Origin of the sequence: Paenibacillus sp. IHBB 10380 (assembly GCF_000949425.1) — a bacterium.
Lineage (GTDB): Bacteria > Bacillota > Bacilli > Paenibacillales > Paenibacillaceae > Paenibacillus_AQ.
Genome location: NZ_CP010976.1, coordinates 4,835,298 through 4,851,498, shown reverse-complemented (window position 1 = coordinate 4,851,498; position 16,201 = coordinate 4,835,298). Strand labels below are relative to the sequence as shown.

At 40.3% G+C, this 16,201-nt stretch carries 18 protein-coding genes and 1 tRNA gene; 18 read left to right on the top strand and 1 reads right to left on the bottom strand.

From position 1 onward, the window contains the following. The first annotated feature begins 11 nt into the window (after window positions 1-11). From UB51_RS22005 to UB51_RS21990, 4 genes are all read left to right on the top strand, one after another. Window positions 12-905: a mechanosensitive ion channel family protein gene (locus tag UB51_RS22005; RefSeq protein WP_044879144.1), complete on the top strand. Its 894-nt coding sequence runs from the start codon at window positions 12-14 to the stop codon at window positions 903-905. Window positions 906-950: 45 nt separating this feature from the next. Then, window positions 951-1,175, top strand: coding sequence for a DUF951 domain-containing protein (locus UB51_RS22000; protein WP_044879143.1), 225 nt, complete (start codon window positions 951-953; stop codon window positions 1,173-1,175). Window positions 1,176-1,238: 63 nt separating this feature from the next. Further along, window positions 1,239-1,329: transfer RNA gene (locus UB51_RS21995), tRNA-Ser, on the top strand. Window positions 1,330-1,639: 310 nt separating this feature from the next. Beyond that, on the top strand, window positions 1,640-2,161 hold the full coding sequence (locus UB51_RS21990; protein WP_044879142.1) for a hypothetical protein: 522 nt from the start codon (window positions 1,640-1,642) through the stop codon (window positions 2,159-2,161). A gap of 372 nt (window positions 2,162-2,533) precedes the next feature. On the opposite strand, the gene UB51_RS21985 is transcribed toward UB51_RS21990, so the two are convergent. Beyond that, on the bottom strand, window positions 2,534-2,728 hold the full coding sequence (locus UB51_RS21985) for a YjzC family protein (protein WP_044879141.1): 195 nt from the start codon (window positions 2,726-2,728) through the stop codon (window positions 2,534-2,536). Between the two features lie 214 nt (window positions 2,729-2,942). On the opposite strand from UB51_RS21985, the gene rpsF reads away from it, so the two are divergent. The 14 genes from rpsF (at window position 2,943) to rplI (ending at window position 16,201) form a co-directional block, all read left to right on the top strand. Next, window positions 2,943-3,227, top strand: a complete 285-nt coding sequence (rpsF, locus tag UB51_RS21980; RefSeq protein ID WP_044879140.1) for a 30S ribosomal protein S6 — start codon at window positions 2,943-2,945, stop codon at window positions 3,225-3,227. Between the two features lie 49 nt (window positions 3,228-3,276). Next, window positions 3,277-3,756: a single-stranded DNA-binding protein gene (ssb, locus tag UB51_RS21975; protein WP_044879139.1), complete on the top strand. Its 480-nt coding sequence runs from the start codon at window positions 3,277-3,279 to the stop codon at window positions 3,754-3,756. A 21-nt stretch (window positions 3,757-3,777) separates the two neighbouring features. After that, window positions 3,778-4,050, top strand: coding sequence for a 30S ribosomal protein S18 (rpsR, locus tag UB51_RS21970; protein ID WP_044879138.1), 273 nt, complete (start codon window positions 3,778-3,780; stop codon window positions 4,048-4,050). A 676-nt stretch (window positions 4,051-4,726) separates the two neighbouring features. Further along, window positions 4,727-6,463, top strand: coding sequence for an ABC transporter substrate-binding protein (locus UB51_RS21965; RefSeq protein ID WP_199925050.1), 1,737 nt, complete (start codon window positions 4,727-4,729; stop codon window positions 6,461-6,463). 132 nt (window positions 6,464-6,595) lie between these two features. Further along, entirely contained in the window at window positions 6,596-7,558 is a 963-nt protein-coding gene (locus tag UB51_RS21960; RefSeq protein WP_044879136.1) for an ABC transporter permease, read from the top strand. A gap of 39 nt (window positions 7,559-7,597) precedes the next feature. Beyond that, window positions 7,598-8,494, top strand: coding sequence for an oligopeptide ABC transporter permease (gene opp4C, locus UB51_RS21955; RefSeq protein WP_199925049.1), 897 nt, complete (start codon window positions 7,598-7,600; stop codon window positions 8,492-8,494). 32 nt (window positions 8,495-8,526) lie between these two features. After that, window positions 8,527-9,516 carry an ABC transporter ATP-binding protein gene (locus UB51_RS21950; RefSeq protein WP_044879134.1) on the top strand — a complete coding sequence of 330 codons (990 nt, stop codon included), beginning with the start codon at window positions 8,527-8,529 and terminating at the stop codon, window positions 9,514-9,516. After that, window positions 9,513-10,478 carry an ABC transporter ATP-binding protein gene (locus UB51_RS21945; protein WP_044879133.1) on the top strand — a complete coding sequence of 322 codons (966 nt, stop codon included), beginning with the start codon at window positions 9,513-9,515 and terminating at the stop codon, window positions 10,476-10,478. Before UB51_RS21950 ends, UB51_RS21945 begins: the two co-directional genes overlap by 4 nt. 317 nt (window positions 10,479-10,795) lie before the next feature. Beyond that, entirely contained in the window at window positions 10,796-11,788 is a 993-nt protein-coding gene (locus UB51_RS21940) for an LCP family protein (RefSeq protein ID WP_044879132.1), read from the top strand. Window positions 11,789-11,918: 130 nt separating this feature from the next. Next, window positions 11,919-12,344, top strand: coding sequence for a CBS domain-containing protein (locus tag UB51_RS21935; protein WP_044879131.1), 426 nt, complete (start codon window positions 11,919-11,921; stop codon window positions 12,342-12,344). A gap of 172 nt (window positions 12,345-12,516) precedes the next feature. Beyond that, window positions 12,517-12,819, top strand: coding sequence for a MazG-like family protein (locus UB51_RS21930; RefSeq protein WP_199925048.1), 303 nt, complete (start codon window positions 12,517-12,519; stop codon window positions 12,817-12,819). Between the two features lie 5 nt (window positions 12,820-12,824). Next, window positions 12,825-13,745, top strand: a complete 921-nt coding sequence (locus UB51_RS21925; protein ID WP_044879129.1) for a DUF2232 domain-containing protein — start codon at window positions 12,825-12,827, stop codon at window positions 13,743-13,745. Window positions 13,746-13,760: 15 nt separating this feature from the next. Beyond that, the gene (locus tag UB51_RS21920) at window positions 13,761-15,761 is read left to right on the top strand and encodes a DHH family phosphoesterase (protein WP_044879128.1); all 2,001 of its coding nucleotides are present in this window, start codon (window positions 13,761-13,763) and stop codon (window positions 15,759-15,761) included. Further along, window positions 15,758-16,201 carry a 50S ribosomal protein L9 gene (gene rplI / locus UB51_RS21915; RefSeq protein ID WP_044879127.1) on the top strand — a complete coding sequence of 148 codons (444 nt, stop codon included), beginning with the start codon at window positions 15,758-15,760 and terminating at the stop codon, window positions 16,199-16,201. Before UB51_RS21920 ends, rplI begins: the two co-directional genes overlap by 4 nt.

Sequence of the window (16,201 nt, the reverse complement as noted above, 5' to 3'; positions counted from 1 at the left end):
GGGGAAGAAAAGTGCGAAATCAAGCGCTTGAAATACCTGGCACAGAGGATGCTGTAGAAGAGGTGATTGCTTTTAAGGATGCGGTATGGAATTGGCTAACGGATTCTCAAATGTGGATGGATGTTCTGTATGCTGGGATTAGAATTATCATTATTTTTTTACTTACACGTCTAATCATAAGAATTGTCTATAAAGTGATTGATCGCTCTCTGACACGACAAGGAAATAGTCGTCTTAACTTGAATCCGCGGAGGTTCGTGACCGTTGGAGAATTATTGAAGAATGTGACCTCATTTGTATGTAATTTCGTAATGGTTCTAATCGTATTAGGTGAATTTAACTTTGAAATTGCGCCGCTGCTTGCTAGTGCCGGGGTCCTTGGTTTGGCTATAGGTTTCGGAGCCCAAAGTTTAGTGAAAGATATTATTACAGGATTCTTTATTATATTAGAAGATCAATTTGCTGTAGGTGATGTGATTCAGACAGGCACCTTCAAAGGAACTGTTGAGATGATTGGAATCCGTACCACTCGAATTGTTAGTCATACAGGGGAGCTCTTTATACTACCTAATGGCTCCATTAGCACGGTAACCAACTATTCAGTATCAAATGCTCTGGCAGTTGTAGATCTTCCTATAAAGAATGAACGAACTTTGGAAGATACATTGCAACTAATGAAGAAGGTATTAGTAAATATTCAGGAAAAGAATACGAATATGATCTCGGCTCCTAATGTTCTTGGAATACAGTCACTAAGCACGAGTGAGTATGTCATTCGAATTGTGGCTGAATGTCTTCCAAATACTAAGGGAGAGGTAGAGAGCCAAATTCAGATGGGCGTCAAACAAGCTCTAGAACACGAAGAGGCTCGTATACAGGCAGAGAGGGATAAGGTGCAGGCTTAAGAGACGGAAGCAGCAGCTGCAGGCATATAGGAGGGAAAAACTGGAATGGAACGTAAAATTTTTCAGTTAGGCGATATTGTACAGATGAAGAAGCAGCACCCGTGTGGCAGTAACGAGATGGAGATCATTCGTATGGGGATGGATATTCGAATCAAATGTGTAGGATGTCAGCACAGTGTACTTATTCCTCGGGCTAAATTTGAGAAAAACATGAAAAAAGTACTTCGTTCTACCTTGCCACCTGAAGATTCCTCTAAGGAAGCGAAATAGTCTTTTAATCCAAGCTCTAGCATTGCTTTTTAGTATGAAATACAGTATAATCAATCTTGCTGCGGAAAGGTACCCAAGTGGTCCAAGGGGGCTGACTCGAAATCAGTTAGGCGTCGCAAGGCGTGCGTGGGTTCGACTCCCACTCTTTCCGCCATTACTACGCAGATTTTTTAAATACTCTAAATAATTTTAAACCTCTTACAAAATGTGAGAGGTTTTTTTGATATACAAATAGAAGGATAAACGATAGAAGGAAGCGGAAATTGATTTCATGAACTAGCTTCATTGGAAATGAAGAAAAGCAGAAGGTGTAGATTACATTTAGATAATTATGGTAAAGTACAATGGTATAAATATTTCGTTGAATCCAGAATAGGTAATACTTTTTTACGAAGATTGTAGATTGTAAACCGTTATATGAAGTATGAAGTTCTGCTTTTCAATTAATTGCTCAAGGAGAATAAATGAAAAGACTAATATTTATTTTAATAACTATTCTAATGTTGTCGAATGCTGTCTGGAGTTATTTATATTTTAATAAAAATTCAGATGAAACTGCCGCTAATCATACTGTTAGACTTTATGTGCTTAATGGAACTGGGGAGAAGTGGGACGTAAAGAATTATAAAATAATAATTTCATCGGATAAGATTTTGAGAGGGCACGCTGAATTAGTTTACAAGGGAAGCTCAAAGGAGATAGAAAACAGCACATATTTTAACTACACATTCTATGAAAGTGGTCATGATAACCAGAAAGAGGCAGTATACGCCAAAGATGCTCGGTCATTTGGTGGACCAATATCAATTTTAGATAATAATAAGGATGTTGGTTCGATCACGGGTGAGTACTCCTACGGAGAAACTAAAAAAGATAGAAATAACTATGAAAGTACTACTTTGGAGATTTCATGGAAGGATAATGAAGGAGAAGATCATCTGGAAATGATTGAGCTTGATATTGATAGTGAGATTGTAATGAAATGATTGTGAATAGCAAGAAGCAGGAATAATATAATGTAAACAGTGAGTTTTCTAATGAAAATAAATTGCCATAAAAGCCAAAAAGGAATCCGTTAGGATTCCTTTTTGACAGCGGTGCTTGATTGATTTAGGAATTCTTACACAACCACATCTAAGTGAAACAATTGGTTAAGCTTTGAGCAAACGTTAGGCTTGCTTTAGACCCTAGTTTCTTACGACACTAGCCCTTGTTACAACCTTCATGTGCTGTCTTTAGATCTCCAGTGATTTGTTCAACTAAGTAGTCCAACGGAACCACACCTCTCTCTTGCACCGCTTAAATCATAGTATGGACAGAATCGACAAGATTATACATGGCGTTCAAAATATAAATAATTAGTGGACTTTAACTTTAATTTTCTTCTTCCACTTACGATCCTTGTTTGTTGTAGATGGGAACCGTTCCCCTTTACGTAGCTTGACATGCTTGGGATCATGAATTTCTGTATCCATACTGATTTCACCAATCTCCATATATGTCGCGTTGTTGGGGGCTTTATCGCCAGGCTCGAATTCTGTTTTTTCACCCATTTGTATTCCTCCTTGTGTGTTGTTAAGAAATAAACTGCTTCATTAGTGTGTACATGCCTATGGAGAAACATGTGTTCATCTATATGGAATGAAATAGAGGTGTACTTGCATAACTCATGTAAATTTGTTATATTAATCAGGTGCGAGTTTAAGCTCGTTCCTTGCTCCTGACGTTTGAGTCGGGGGCCGTGAGTCCACAAGGAGGTGAAATGATATGCGCAAATATGAAGTGATGTACATTATTCGTCCAGACATTGAACAGGATGCTGTTCAAGCTAACGTCGAAAAATTCCAAGGCATCATCTCCAACGGTGGAGAAATTACAAAGCATGATGTAATGGGTAAACGCCGTCTTGCGTATGAGATTACGAAATTTAATGATGGTACATTTGTTTTAGTTAACTTCAATGGTACACCTGAAGTTCTTAACGAACTTGAACGCCTCATGAAAATTTCTGACGATGTTATTCGTTATCTCATTACTAAAGACGTAGCCTAAGTTAGTATGTTTTGCTTTGTAGTTAAATCGCTTGAGGGAGGGACTTAGATTGTTGAATCGTGTCATTCTGATCGGCCGGTTAACTAAAGATCCCGAATTGCGCTATACACCTGCAGGGGTGGCTGTAACGCAATTTACGCTCGCTGTGGATCGTCCGTTTACGGCACAAGGCGGCGAGCGCGAAGCGGATTTTATTCCGGTTGTAACTTGGAGACAGCTTGCAGAGACTTGCGCCAATTATTTGCGTAAAGGCCGATTAACGGCTGTTGAAGGACGCATTCAAGTACGAAATTACGAGAATAACGAAGGTAAACGTGTATACGTCACCGAAGTTATTGCCGATAATGTTCGTTTCTTGGAGTCGCCAAACCGCGAGGGCGGTAGCGGCGGGAATAGTAGTGCTACACGTGAAGAGCCTTCCTATGGGGGCGAAGGACGTGGAAATTCCTCACGCAAAAATAACAATCAAGATCCCTTTTCCGATGACGGAAAACCGATAGATATTTCGGATGATGATTTGCCATTTTAGTAACGGAAAGGACTGAATAGCATGGCTTTTAAACCAAGAGAAGGCGCCGATAACGATAAAAGACCGGCTCGCCGTGGCGGCCGTAACAAACGTCGTAAGGTATGTTTCTTCACAGCTAACAAAATTACTCACATTGATTATAAAGATATTGATTTGCTTAAGAAGTTCGTTAGTGAACGTGGAAAGATTTTGCCACGTCGTGTAACTGGAACTAGTGCAAAATATCAACGTGCATTGACAATTGCAATCAAACGCTCACGTCAAATCGCATTGTTACCATATACTACTGAGTAGTATTAAATAATAAAAGAAAGACAGTTGCTTCTATAGCAGCTGTCTTTCTTTTATTTTGTTTAGGGAGATATTGTATTGTAATTTGTCAATGTAGTGTTAAAATTAGTTGACAAGTATTAAACAATTATAGTAAATTATTGTAATCTGACAATTCTACTAAGGTATAGAACTATACATATAACTCAGCCAATTGAATGAAAAAGTCACATCAATGTTACTATTGATGACATACTATTTTTCTTATTTATATATGTAAGCGCATTACGAAATGAACTATGATTAAGTAATTAGATATAAAAGGTATAATGAAACAATCTGAAGAGTATAAATGGTGATGTAGCGCTTGTAATAGATATAATTAATAAAATTTATTAAATAATTGAAAAAAAATAGATTGACGTGAGTTATTTTAACATTGTATGATTTACAATAATTTAGTAAAGCAATGTGGCTACGAGTACTGTGGACTATAATTGACCGGTGGTCATTACGTTAAAGCTTTAATGTGTTATAGCTTTAACGTAGGTTCCCCTCTGGTAGAGTTCATAGTAAAAGTGGGTCATTACTTGAAGGATTAATTAATATATTCTTTTAAGTAAGTATCTACAAAGCGATTTATGAACCAAAAAAAATGTACTAAGGGGGATTCATTTTGAAGAAGAGGTTATCGAGTATCATGTTAATTCTTTTGGTAATGATTACAATTTTGTCGGCATGCGGTGGTAATAACGAGGTTAAGCCAGCAGCAGAACCAACGAATACTGAAACTCCTGTTACAGAAGAAACTCCTACGACTGAACCAGCAACAGACGAATCAGCTAATGACGGGGTATTCCCAGCAAGTGATCCATCGCTTAACCCAGCTCCTGCAAAAAATCGTGCAGATACGCTAATTATTGGTATGGTGGCTCCGAATGGTACATTCAGCCCATTGTTCTGGTCTACGGCATATGATAGATATGTTGTTGAAACTGTATTTGACAGTTTCCTTGCAGTTCAAGGGGATGGAACTTACAAAGAAAATCTTGCTGAAAGTATAGATGTTTCTGAAGATGGCTTGAAATATACATTCAAATTAAAACCAGGTGTTAAGTATAGTGACGGAACACCGGTTACAGTAAAGGATTTCCTATTCTCACTTAAAGTGCTTCATGATCCAACTTATGATGGAGAATCTGATATTCTATCCCTACACATTGCGGGCGGTAAGGAATTCCACGATGGTAAATCCAAAGAAATCGCTGGAGTAAAAGTTATTGATGACAATACAATCGAAATTAATGTTACTGAAAAAACGGCTATAACCAAAGATTCACTAGGTAGTGACGTTTTTTTCATGCCTGAAGCTTATTATGGTAAAGGGTATAAATTTGGTAAATTAGATTCTATTAAGGCATTGAATGATAAGCCAGTAGGTAGTGGTAAATATATTATGAAGAGTTTCGCAGCAGGACAAGAAGTGGTATTTGAAGCGAACCCAGATTATTTCGCTGGTGCTCCAAAAATCAAAAACTTAATCTACAAAGTCACAACGGATGATACAAAACTAGCCATGCTACAAGCTGGTGAGATCGATATGGATATGGTTACTGTTAATGAAGACAATGTAGAAGAATTACAAGCACTAGGATTCTTAGATGTTCATATTTATCCAACGAATGGTTATGGATATGTTGCCTTTAACCATAAGAAGGATAAATTCAAAGACGCTAAAGTCCGCCAAGCACTAACTATCGGTCTGAACCGTAAAGAGATTGTAGAAGGTGTATATGGTAAATTCGCAGACGTAATCAACGTTCCTGAATCTAAGGTAGGTTGGGCTTACACAGATGAAGGTATTAATTCTTATGACTTCGATATTGAGAAAGCTAAATCACTTCTCGATGAGGCAGGTTGGGTAGTTGGAGCTGACGGTATTCGCGAAAAAGACGGAGAGAAATTCAAAATTGAATTCTCTGCAACAGCAGATAACCCAGTTGTAGATTCTTTACTTCCAATTATGAGTAAGAACTACAAAGAACTTGGGATTGATATTTCTCCAGAAACACTTGATTTTAACGCTATTAGCGCCAAGAAAGATGCTGGGAATTTCGAAATGTTCTTCGCAGCTTGGGGCTTAACGCCAGATCCAGATAACACAGTCTATACTTCTGGCGGTGCGCAAAACGATATTGGTTATGCTAGTGCCAAAGTAGATGAGCTGATGAAAAAGGGTAAAGCTGAATTAGATCGCGAAAAACGTAAAGAAATATACAAAGAGATGTATCAACAGCTTAATGCTGATCTTCCTTACATCTTTATGTATCAAAGAAGAGATATGTGGCCTGTCAATTCAAGAATCAAAGGTTTTGATTTAACTCCTTACAAAAACTTCACTTATAGCCTGAATCAAGTGGAAATTGCACCACAATAATACAACAGGATAAAATGAACTAAAGACGCACCCCCATATTGTTAATTTTCTTTAGTTGAATCTATCTAGATGGATATATGCTCAGCCCTTAAGGGGCTGGGCATGTCCAATTATAAAGCCAGGAGGAATAATATGAAGCAGTACATTTTTCGTAGACTGCTGCAGATGATCCCGACGTTGATCGGCATAACTATCATTGTGTTTGCAATTTCTCGTATGGTTCCAGGTGATTATATAACGGCCAAGGCTTCCCCTAACATGACAGCAGAGAAAGAAGCGCAGCTTCGTGAAATCTACGGTCTAGATAAACCAGTAGCCAAGGCCTATATTGACTGGGTGGGAAAAATGGCTATAGGTGATATGGGTGATTCGCTACAGCATAAGAAACCGGTAACAAAAGTCATCAATACGTATGTATGGAATTCTGTTGTTATTGCATTTACAAGTTTAGTGCTAAGTTGGATTATTGCTATATTTGCTGGGGTATTCTCAGCCAAATTCCAGCACTCATTTTTTGATAAGGTCATTACGTTATTAATATTTATTTCGATGTCATTGCCCTCGTTTTTTATAGGGCTCTTGCTTATATTAATAGTCAGTCTAAATCTCGGGATAACACCTGTGGGCGGGATGACGACAGCCGGGCTAGGTGCCACAGGTTGGGAATATATCAAAGATGTAGCTGCACACATGTTCCTCCCTACGGTTGTGTTAACCATGATTAGTACAGGTGGTCTTACACGATATTTCCGTAGTTCTATGTTAGAAGTAATCCGTCAGGATTATATTCGTACAGCACGTGCCAAAGGTCTGAAAGAGCGCACAGTTATTTTCAAACATGCCCTACGCAATGCGATGATTCCAGCGATTACTTTGCTCGGATTTGAACTACCTGCTTTGTTTGGTGGCGCGATTATACTGGAAAAGGTATTTATTTGGCCGGGGATCGGTCAGGTTTATCTAGGATCCATCAGTATGCGTGATTATCCGTTTATGCTCGGATTCACGATTTTCCTTGCCGTACTAACATTGCTGGGTAATCTGCTCTCTGACGTATTATATGGTGTTGCAGATCCAAGAATTCGCTTAAAGTAGGAGGAGATTCAGTTGTCCGTAGACGTAACACCACTAGAGATGAATGTACAAGTTCCAGTTAAAGCGCCAGCATCTCCTTGGAGATTGGCAATGCGGCGATTTGTAAAGAATCGGTTAGCGTTAATGGGACTTATAATACTGATATTTATGTTTATATTGAGTTTTGCAGGTCCGTTATTGTCTCCTTATACATTAGAGGACTATAGCATAGCTGATAAGAATAAAGCCCCTAGTGCGGATCATTGGCTAGGTACAGATAAGTTAGGGCGAGACATTCTGTTGAGAACGATGCTTGCAGGTAGAATTTCCTTGACTGTAGGGTTAGTAGCTACATCAATCTCGGTAACGATTGGAGCAACGTTAGGTGCGCTTGCTGGCTTTTATCGTAAAGGAATTGATGTGGTTATCATGCGGATTGCTGATATTTTCATGGCACTACCGGCACTACCGATTCTGATTATTCTGGGTGCGGTGCTATCTGACCTCAAGGTTGATTCGGGTCAACGTATTTACTTTCTCATGTTGATTATCGGTATTTTAGGTTGGACAAGTTTATCGCGGCTTGTACGCGGTCAAATACTATCACTGCGTGAAATGGAATTTATGCAAGCTACGGAGGCATTAGGATTACGTGATCGTCGAAAAATCTTCAAGCATCTGATTCCTAACGTCGTTCCAATTATTATTGTTTCTGCAACACTAGGTGTGGCAGGAGCTATTCTTGCTGAATCAGCTCTGAGTTACCTTGGTATTGGTGTTGTACCTCCTACGCCGTCATGGGGAAATATGATTTCAGCAGCTAATAACATGATTGATTTCCGTAAGAGACCTTGGTTATGGATTCCACCAGGTATGTGTATTCTAACAACGGTTGTTGCGATTAACCTTATCGGTGAGGGCCTTCGTGATGCCCTGGATCCAAAAATGAAGAAATAGGGCACCCGTATGCTTAAGATAGGAGATGCGATATGGCTAAAGATTTAGTAGAGTTTCGTAATTTGAAAACGCATTTTCATACATCTGATGGAATTGTAAAAGCGGTCGATGACGTTAGCTTTACAATTCGTGAAGGCGAGACACTGTGTGTCGTTGGAGAATCAGGATGTGGTAAGAGTGTCACGGCGATGTCTCTCATGCGTTTAGTTGAGACTCCTCCAGGGGAAATCGCCGGAGGGGAAATATTGTTCGAAGGTAAAGATATTCTCAAGATGAGCAAACGTGAAATGAGCTTAATCCGTGGGAATGATATCTCAATTATTTTCCAAGAACCGATGTCATCACTGAATCCAGTGTTGACTATAGGGGAGCAGATTGCAGAACCTATTATGCTTCATCTCATGATGAATCGTAAAGAAGCACGCTTGAAGGCTATTGAGCTTATTAATCTGGTTGGAATTCCACGTGCAGAGAAAATATATGATTCGTTTCCTCACGAATTAAGTGGAGGCATGCGTCAACGGATTATGATTGCGATTGCACTAAGTTGTAATCCCAAGTTGCTTATTGCTGACGAACCTACCACTGCACTTGATGTAACTATTCAGGCCCAAATATTGGACTTAATGCGTGATATCAAGGATAAGATGAACACTTCGATTATGCTTATCACCCATGACCTTGGTGTGGTGGCTGAAATGGCCGATTACGTTGTCGTTATGTATGCTGGTAAAGTGATTGAGGAGGCTCCTGTACTGGAATTGTTTAGAGAGCCTAAACATCCATATACGCAAGGACTGTTAAAAGCTAAGCCCATTATTAATCAAGAGCAGGAACGTCTATACTCCATACCTGGGCAAGTTCCTAACCCTGTTGATCTAGGTAACAACTGTCATTTCCATGATCGTTGTGAGTTCTGTATGGATATCTGTAAAACGAAACAACCTCCATTCCAGTCACATACAGATGGTACACATAAAGTAGCCTGTTGGTTATATGAGGAAGAGAGGGAAGTACATTGAACGAGCCATTACTGCAAGTCGAGCATCTTAAGAAGTACTTCCCAATTACCGGTGGAGTGTTCTCACGGACAGTAGGTCATGTCAAAGCGGTGGATGATGTCTCTTTTCATATTAACAAAGGTGAATCCCTTGGTCTTGTAGGCGAATCTGGTTGTGGTAAAAGCACGATCGGCCGTACGATCCTTCGCCTGCATGAGAAAACTTCAGGAAATGTATTGTTCAAGGGACAAGATATATATAAGATCCCTAAGCAAGAATTACGTAAACTTAGACCGAAGATCCAAATTGTATTTCAGGACCCTTACAGTTCACTTAATCCGAGAGTTAAGGTTGGTGACGCTATCGGTGAGGCTCTTCTAGACCACGGATTAGTTAGCCATAGAGAGCTTAAGGAACGTGTTCTGGAAACCATGAATATTTGTGGTTTGGCAAGTTATCAGTACAATCGTTATCCTCATGAATTCTCTGGAGGACAGCGCCAACGGATTGGAATTGCTCGTGCCCTTATTATGAATCCAGAATTTATTGTAGCGGATGAGCCGGTATCGGCGCTGGATGTTTCCATCCAAGCACAGATTATTAACCTACTGAGTGACTTGCAGAAGGACAAAGGGCTTACTTATTTGTTCATCTCTCACGATCTGAGCGTGGTAGAGCATCTCTGTGACCGGGTAGGTGTAATGTATCTAGGGTCGATGGTTGAAATGGCTCCCAAAAGAGAATTATTCAGTAATCCATTACATCCTTATACGAAGGCACTGATGTCTGCAATACCGATTCCAGATCCAACGTTAAAACGGGATCGAGTGGTTCTGAAGGGCGATATTCCAAGTCCAGCGAATCCACCTTCTGGGTGCAAGTTCCATACTCGTTGTCCTATTGCTTCTGATATTTGTAAACAGCAAATTCCTGAATATAAAGATGTCGGTGGCGAGCATTTTGTAGCTTGTCATTATGCATAAATATTTATAAATAACCAAAAATTTAAAAGTAGATTTATAGAATACAGACCGTTCCTTTTAAGGTAGAGTCTGTATTCTTTTGTTTAATTTATATTAAAAATAGAGTTGGAGTTCACAAATGGTTAAAATTTTGTTGGTTTCTTTTTAATAGTTTTAAGTTTACAATTGGAATGGTATTTTTAAAATTTGTATATTCATGCTTCAAGCGAGGTTTAATCCGTTTAAATATGGAAGGGAGGTAAGAGTAGTACTTATTATCATGTTTGCCTAACTGAAATCATTTAAATTTATCCTATATAAAAAGAAGGAATTGAAATATGAAGAAACGAACAAAAGGCTTTATAATAGCGGCGATTGTCGTATTGTTAATTGGGGCTGGTGGTTTAATTTTTCAGAAACAGCTGGCTATCTTTGCATTTGATGTATTCTTATCTGATCAGGTAGAAGATACGCTACAAGAGAAGTCTTATAGACCTCTGGATAGAGATCAGTCCCTACAAGCTGAGCCTATTTCTTATCAGACTAAGCCATTCTCAATGTTGTTGTTAGGTACGGATCAGCGTGGGGATGAAACAGCACGTTCGGACACGATGATGTATGCGGTAGTGAGACCGAAGGAATCGAAGGTTCTCCTTGTCTCTGTTCCTCGGGATACGTATACAGAGATCATCGGTAAGGGGAAGAAGGATAAAATCAATCATGCTTTTGCATTCGGGGGACAACAGATGGCCATGGATACCATGCAGGCCTTGTTGGATCATGAGTTAGACTATTATGCAACTATTAACTTTGTAGGGCTGAAGGACGCAGTAGATGCTTTGGGTGGCGTGGAGTTACCTATTGGTAAAGATATTGTAAATAAGGGCGCAGACCACGAGAAGTTTACAGTAGAGGCCAATAAACCTATCTATACAGGTGAAGAGGCACTAAACTATGTACGTTATCGTGAAGACAGTGGCTCCAATCGGATGAAGAGACAGCAGATCTTCTTAGACGCAGTTGCTAAAAAGATGAGAAACTTGAACCAAATCACGAAGATTCCGGATTTGCTAGACATTATGGGATCTAACTTTCAGACGAATATGCAGCCGAAATTCATTATAGATCTAGGTAAGCAAATTCTGACGGGTAATGAAACTGAAATTGTAAGTTATAGCATCTCAGGAACGGGTATGCGTGTTAATGGGGTATACTACGATAAGCCTGACGAAGATACGTTGAAATATGCACAGGATATGATTGATAATTGGATGAATCAGAGTACGACTTCTGATCAGCTTATGCAACCCGAGAGTCAAGAGTTAGAGTAATAGGATTATTGATAAAGCAGCAGTCCCAACAATGGGCTGCTGCTATAATATCTTATGGAACATTCGGCTGTTATACACGTATAAAGGTAGGGGGACCTTCCATTAGGGACCATAAGGAGGAATTCAGTAAATGAATATTGCATTTTTTCTGCTTCCGAAACAAGAAGTAGTATGCTTGACGGTTGAAACAACGCTGCGCCAGACGCTAGAGCGAATGGAGTATCATCGTTTTACGTCAGTTCCCATTCTAGATAAGAATGGTGAATATGCGGGAACGATTACCGAAGGTGATTTATTATGGTATATGAAGAATTCAGAAGGAAAAGTTACATTTGAGAATGCCTCGAAATTCCTATTGAAAGATGTTCCTCTAAGAATGAGCAATAAACCTGTCTCCATAGATGCCAACATGGAAGATTTAATTAATCTAGCCAAGGTTCAGAATTTCGTGCCTGTAGTCGATGATATGAACCGTTTCATTGGTATTGTACGCAGAAGCCAAATTATTGAATATTGTGAAAAATTCGTATCTAAAGAGTCTATTAATTCTCATTAAGTGATCATAATCCTATACATGAAGAGGCTTGCTATCATTAAATAGCTAGACAGAATTAGCTACATAGCAGGTCTCTTTGCTGTTTTTCCCTGCCAGGGCCCTTGATGTGAGGACCAATTATTTGTGATATAATTGAGAATAAAGCTTTTTCAGGGAGGTTAATGTGTCGAATATGCCAAAGGATTTGGATGTAGCCAAACGCGCAAAAGTCATTGAATGGCTGAAGACCGAAGTGGTCGACCATGTATCCCGATTGTTCAAGGCATTATGGGAAGGCAGCACAGCTCGGGTAGGCGATAGTCTTGCCAGCCTCATCATGAGTTCTTATATTCTGGGACGCAGACTGGGTGTACCTTATCGTGACATCGATAATCTATTATTGGATAAGCTAAAGAAGCACAAACAAGAAGGGCATCAGCTTGAAGATTGGTATCAAGATATTTCCGCGCTTGAAGAACATGTGCGTAAGAGGTGAAAACGTTGAAATTTAATTTTACTTCAGCAGTGTGGAGTGGGGTTTATTTGCTCCTGCTGCTGTCTTTACAGTATCCTGCGTTATCCATTTTCACGTTATTTGTTATGATTGTGCCCGTAGTGATTTTGTTTAATATGTTGAATACGAAGCAGTTTATTGTGCATATGGTTCTAGTCTGGGCGATCGCGCTTCTAATTCGATTCGATCTGACTCTACTCATAATGGCGGTATATTTTGCGATTCCAGCGCTTGTTATGGGTATGTGCTATAAAAGACGTGTCTCGTCGTTACGAACCATACTATTGGGGGCCGCAACGATTCTAGTTGAGATCCTTCTGATGCTTTTCTTAGGGTCGTTGGTCTTCCAATTCAATCTTGCTGAATATATTGAAGATATAACGAATATGATTATGGCACCATTATTGGATGCAAGTAGCAATCCATTCATGAGTAGCATGCCTTGGACACAAGATGATGTTAATCGTTTAAGTAAGGTCACGGTATTAAAGATACCCTATGCGCTTATTGTAAGTTCATTTGTGATGGCCATTATAGCGCACGCTTTAGCGAGACCTACCCTAACTAACCTAGGTCATAACGTACCGAAGCTTAAGCCTGCACATGAGTGGAGATTTCCAAGATCATTGATCTGGTATTATTTACTGAGTGTGGTGATTGAGATCATCGCTCTGAATTCGGACAGTTCCTACCTAACGTTATTGTCTGCGAACATGGGCCCAGTTATCGATGTGTTTTTTAGAATTCAAGCGATTGGATTTTTCTTCTACCTTGCCTATACACGTAAGTGGAATACGGTGATTCCGGTGTTGATCGCTTTTCCTGTAGTGATTTTCCCGCCAATGGTGATCATTGGTATTCTCGACATAGCCTTTCCACTGCGTCAGTTTATGACGAAATCCAAATGATAGGATGATACGTTCATGCCTAAATTTCTACAGAAACGCTGGCACGGCTACTATACCGTATGGGCATTTATGCTTCTTTTGCTACTTGTCATTTGTGTCTCGTGGTACAACTGGCCACTAGGTATCGTCTTCATGTGTATCGTAGGAACGCTTTGCTACTTCATACTCAAGATGGAAATGACGTTTCGCAAAGACTTGCTAGAATATATTAACGGCCTTTCATACCGGATTAAAAGGGTGGAAGGTGAAGCGATGAGCATGCTACCTTTCGGTATTGTACTTTACAGTGAGGATCGAACTGTAGAATGGCACAATCGTTATGTAGGTGATATATTTACGCGCAAGTCGTTGACTGGGATGACATTGCAGGAGATTTTCCCACAAATTCCGGCGACCTTTGGTGACAAGAAGGAGGGAGTCAAGGAAAACACACATAAAGAATACCAAGTTCAAACGGAGATTCAATATGAGGATCGACACTTTCAGTTGATTATGATTCCGGATGAACGTCTGATTTATTTATATGACATTACGGAGCTTGTGGTGTTAAGGTCAAGGTATGACGAAGAGAAGCTTGCATTAGGGATTATTATGATTGATAACCTAGATGAAGCGGCTCAAGGAATGGATGATCAACAACGCACAGCAGTGATTGCAAAAGTTGCCAGTGAGATTACAAATTGGGCCAAAACGTATAAGATATACTTACGGAGACTTTCTTCCGATCGTTATCTTATGGTGCTCCATTATAGATCGCTTCAGGAATTAGAGAAGAGTCGGTTCGTCATCTTAGATGAGGTACGAGAAATGACTGCGGATCTGAAAGTGCCGATGACACTTAGTATTGGTATGGCCTTCGGTTCAAACAGCATTACGGAGCTTGGAGAGTTGGCGCAATCCAGTCTAGATATGTCACTGGGGCGTGGCGGTGATCAGGCAGCAGTGAAGGCGGGTCAGCGGTTATCCTTCTATGGCGGCAAATCCAGCGCAGTAGAGAAGCGGACACGAGTTCGTGCTAGGGTCATTGCACATGCATTGCGGGATCTAATGCAAGAGAGCGATAAAGTATTTATTATGGGACACAAGATGCCTGACATGGATGCCATTGGTGCTTCAATAGGGGTGCTTAAGGCGGCTCAAATGTATAACGTCGATTCTTATATCGTACTTTCGGGCAACAACCCTTCTATTGAGCGAATGATGGAACAGGTCGCCAAAGACGAGAAGCTTATGCAGCGTTTTATAACACCGGAACAAGCCTTGCAAATGCTCACCCAGAACAGTCTGCTCGTCGTTGTGGATACACACAAAGCATCGATGACGATGGAGCCTCGTCTAGTGCATAATGCATCTAGGATTGTTGTCGTAGACCATCATCGCCGCGGGGAAGAATTTATTAACGATGCCGTACTTGTCTACATGGAGCCTTATGCTTCATCTGCCAGCGAACTCGTAACGGAGCTGTTACAATATATACATGAGAAAATACTGCTAAGTCCGCTGGAAGCTACGATGTTATTAGCGGGGATTATTGTAGATACGAAACATTTCGCGCTTCATACAGGATCTAGAACCTTCGAAGCAGCAGGGTTCCTACGTCGTGGAGGTGCGGATACTGCGATGATTCAACGAATGCTGAAGGAAGACCTTCATGAGTATCTAGCTAAGGCAGAGATTATTAAGAAAGCTAAGATGGTGCATAATCACATTGCATTAGCTGTAACAGAGCCTGGGACGGTCATATCTCAGCTGCTCATTGCACAGGTAGCAGATACATTGCTTAGTATGACGGATGTCGTGGCTTCCTTTGTGATTAGCGAACGTCCAGATGGTATGATTGGAATTAGTGCCCGTTCTTTAGGGCGAATGAATGTGCAAGTCGTGATGGAGAAGCTCGGCGGCGGTGGTCATTTGACGAATGCAGCTGTTCAGCTTAAGAGTACTGTAAATGAAGCGGCAGCAAAGCTTGAGGAAGTGTTGACGCAAATTGAAGAGAAAGAAGGGTTATTCGAATGAAAGTCATTTTTATAAAAGATGTTAAGGGCCAAGGTAAAAAGGGGCAAGTTAAAGAAGTATCAGAAGGATTTGCAGCGAATTTCTTATTTCCTCGTGGATTAGCAAGATCGGCAACAGACGGAAACATGAAGACGCTTGAGAATCAGACTGTAGCTGAGCAGAAGCGTAAGGATCAGGAGAAGGAAGAAGCTGAGGCGCTGGGTAAGAAACTAGAGGGCATGAACATCGTTCTTAATGCTAAATCTGGTGAAGGCGGACGCTTGTTCGGAGCTATTACGAGTAAACAGATCGCTGAAACATTGGCGGGGCTTGGCGTGAAGATTGATAAACGTAAGATTGAGCTAGGTGATCCGATTCGGAATTTAGGCGTAACTCAGGTACCTGTGAAGTTGCACCCAGAAGTAAAAGCAACGTTGAAGGTTCAAGTAGCGGAGGGATAA

What these genes read in the sequence shown, in the direction of transcription:
- UB51_RS21965 (WP_199925050.1), top strand. Translation starts at nt 4,727, where the DNA reads ATGTTAATTCTTTTGGTAATGATTACAATTTTGTCGGCATGCGGTGGT.
- UB51_RS21920 (WP_044879128.1), top strand. Translation starts at nt 13,761, where the DNA reads ATGCCTAAATTTCTACAGAAACGCTGGCACGGCTACTATACCGTATGG.
- rpsR (WP_044879138.1), top strand. Translation starts at nt 3,778, where the DNA reads ATGGCTTTTAAACCAAGAGAAGGCGCCGATAACGATAAAAGACCGGCT.
- UB51_RS21930 (WP_199925048.1), top strand. Translation starts at nt 12,517, where the DNA reads ATGCCAAAGGATTTGGATGTAGCCAAACGCGCAAAAGTCATTGAATGG.
- UB51_RS21935 (WP_044879131.1), top strand. Translation starts at nt 11,919, where the DNA reads ATGAATATTGCATTTTTTCTGCTTCCGAAACAAGAAGTAGTATGCTTG.
- UB51_RS21985 (WP_044879141.1), bottom strand. Translation starts at nt 2,728, where the DNA reads ATGGGTGAAAAAACAGAATTCGAGCCTGGCGATAAAGCCCCCAACAAC.
- UB51_RS21960 (WP_044879136.1), top strand. Translation starts at nt 6,596, where the DNA reads ATGAAGCAGTACATTTTTCGTAGACTGCTGCAGATGATCCCGACGTTG.
- rpsF (WP_044879140.1), top strand. Translation starts at nt 2,943, where the DNA reads ATGCGCAAATATGAAGTGATGTACATTATTCGTCCAGACATTGAACAG.
- UB51_RS21950 (WP_044879134.1), top strand. Translation starts at nt 8,527, where the DNA reads ATGGCTAAAGATTTAGTAGAGTTTCGTAATTTGAAAACGCATTTTCAT.
- UB51_RS21940 (WP_044879132.1), top strand. Translation starts at nt 10,796, where the DNA reads ATGAAGAAACGAACAAAAGGCTTTATAATAGCGGCGATTGTCGTATTG.
- UB51_RS22000 (WP_044879143.1), top strand. Translation starts at nt 951, where the DNA reads ATGGAACGTAAAATTTTTCAGTTAGGCGATATTGTACAGATGAAGAAG.
- opp4C (WP_199925049.1), top strand. Translation starts at nt 7,598, where the DNA reads ATGAATGTACAAGTTCCAGTTAAAGCGCCAGCATCTCCTTGGAGATTG.
- rplI (WP_044879127.1), top strand. Translation starts at nt 15,758, where the DNA reads ATGAAAGTCATTTTTATAAAAGATGTTAAGGGCCAAGGTAAAAAGGGG.
- UB51_RS21990 (WP_044879142.1), top strand. Translation starts at nt 1,640, where the DNA reads ATGAAAAGACTAATATTTATTTTAATAACTATTCTAATGTTGTCGAAT.